General features: G+C 54.9%; 1 protein-coding gene and 1 pseudogene. Both read left to right on the top strand.

The genetic code is table 11. The features are described 5' to 3' along the window. A pseudogene (locus B5D32_RS15335) lies at window positions 1–362 on the top strand (hypothetical protein); the annotation flags it as partial. Next, complete coding sequence (locus tag B5D32_RS14475; protein ID WP_078785657.1) at window positions 359–2,266, top strand: VirD4-like conjugal transfer protein, CD1115 family; 1,908 nt, start codon at window positions 359–361, stop codon at window positions 2,264–2,266. The pseudogene B5D32_RS15335 and the gene B5D32_RS14475, both read left to right, overlap by 4 nt. Window positions 2,267–2,366 lie beyond the last annotated feature (100 nt).

Genomic DNA, 2,366 nt, shown 5'->3' with positions numbered 1-2,366 from the left:
AACATTTCTACTTTCTCACCAATGACTACCACGGCGAGACGCTGTTGTGGCTGCTCTGTCGCCCGGATGTCATCGGGCAACTAAACGCCACGCTGTTGCAAGAACTCCAGCTGCCTTGCCGTAATGCTTTCATCGAAAACGATGCTCGTACCGATGCAGGCGCGCCGATTCTGTTCTGCTATCTGCCGGATCTGCCGCGTCTGTTTCGATTCCTGTCTGCCTTGGAGTTGCTGCAAATGAAGGGGGCCATCCTCTGCTTTGATTTTCAGGCAGGCGCGCTGCGGCCACTCTGCGGCGACAAGGTCGAACTGCAGATCATCGACTTTGCCGAGTTCGAGAGGAGGTTTCTGACTTCGCCATGAAACGTCCTTCAAAAAGATGGCAGATTCTGTTGGCAGTCACGCTGCTGCTCTACGCCTGCGGCTACTTGACGCAGTTCATCGGCAACTATGCTGTCTGGCAGAAAAACGGCGGTATGCCGGGCGGTACTTCCCCGCCGTTTTCCTCTTTGACGCCGCTGGCTTGCCTCAAAGGTATTTTGTGGTTTCCGTACAGCCTTTACTGTATGGCAGGCTGCGCAGCAGCAGTCGCCGCGATTTTCCTGTACCGAAAGTTATTCAGCCAAGATGCCTTAACGGATTCTGAGCGCAACTTTGATTTCTCTGCGAAAGGCACTTACGGCACGTCCGGCTGGATGCAGCCGCGAGAAATTCCTGCTGTGCTGAATATAGTTTCCGACCTGTCCCAGCATACGGGCACCGTGCTGGGGATTCTCGACGGCAGGTTTCTTTGCATCCCGGAGAAAACCCGTATGAACGGCAACCTCGCCGTCTACGGTGCCAGCGGCTCGATGAAAACCCGTTCGTTCTGTATGAACCGCATCCTGCAAAGCGCTGCCCGCGGAGAGTCGCTGATTATCTGTGACCCCAAATCGGAACTCTACGAAAAATCCAGCGAATATATGCGAGTTTTGGGCTACACGGTGCGGGTGTTCAACCTCGTCAGCCCCGAAAATTCCGATTCATGGAACTGCCTGAAAGAAATTGAGGGGCAGGAGCTGATGGCGCAGCTTTTCGTGGATGTCATCATTAAGAATACCAACGGCACAGGCAAGAGCGATCGTTTCTGGGATTCCGGCGAGATGAATCTGTTGAAAGCGCTGGTCTTATACGTTGACCTCACCTACCCGCCGGAACAGCGGAATATTGGTGAGGTGTACAACCTTATCACGCAATGCAGCGAAAGTCAGTTGGACAGCCTGTTTGATGTTCTGCCACTGACACACCCCGCCAAAGCACCGTACAGCCTGTACCAGCGGGCCTCGGATTCGGTGCGCAGCGGTGTTATCAGCGGGCTGGGCAGCCGGTTGCAAGTATTTCAGTCTGAGCTGATTAAGAAAATTACTGCGTATGACGAAATCAGCCTTGAACTGCCAGGGCAGCAGCCCTGCGCCTACTATCTAGTCACCAGCGATCAAGACAGCACCTTTGACTTTCTTGCATCGCTGTTCCTGTCCTTTGCCTTCATCAAACTCGTCCGATATGCCGATGCCAACTGCCCCGGCGGGCGGCTTCCTGTTCCGGTTCATGTGCTGGGCGAGGAATTGACCGCCTGTGGTACGATTTCCGAATTATCCCGGCGCATCAGCGTCATTCGCTCCCGCAACATCTCTATGTCCTGCGTATTCCAGAATCTTGCCGGTCTGCAAAACCGCTATCCGCAGAACCAGTGGCAGGAGATTTTGGGCAACTGCGATGTGCAGCTTTTTCTCGGCTGCACGGATCAGCTGACCGCCGAATACGTTTCCCAGCGTACCGGCATCGCCAGCGTGGCGGTGTCCAGTACCTCCAAGGTTCTAAGCACCCTGCGCGTCTCCGACTACACGCCACAATACCGCGAAAGCAGCGGCGTTGGCAAACGACCGGTGCTTACCCCGGATGAAGTGCTGCGCCTGCCGGTAGATGAAGCGCTCGTGATATTGCGCGGCCACAAGGTTCTGAAAGTCCACAAGATGGACTACTCTCTGCACCCCGCTTACAAGCAGTTGCGGGAGTGCAAAGCATCTGCCCATATCCCGGAATGGCGGAAAGTCTTACCAGAAACACTCGAAGCTCCCCCGGCGGAAACAGCTAAGGCGTCACCTAAGGTGCCGCCTAGACGCCGCGGCCGTCCCGCCAAATCAAAAGCGGTGGTTGCCACCGACAAAGAATCTATCATAACAAAACCTGAAAACGAAAAGGAGATTCCTCATGGAAATGAACAGTGACATTTTTACCCCCGACCTGCCTATCCCCGAACTTGTGGAGTTTGAGGATGCACCCATTCCCGCCCCTGTCGAAGAAGAAAAGCCTGCCGAGACTCCCCCG

The organism is Gemmiger formicilis (assembly GCF_900167555.1).
In the GTDB taxonomy this organism is placed as follows: Bacteria; Bacillota; Clostridia; order Oscillospirales; family Ruminococcaceae; genus Gemmiger; species Gemmiger formicilis.
This window is presented reverse-complemented; position numbering and strand designations above follow the sequence as displayed.

Coding starts and splice junctions, on each gene's coding strand:
- B5D32_RS14475 (WP_078785657.1), top strand. CDS start 359: ATGAAACGTCCTTCAAAAAGATGGCAGATTCTGTTGGCAGTCACGCTG.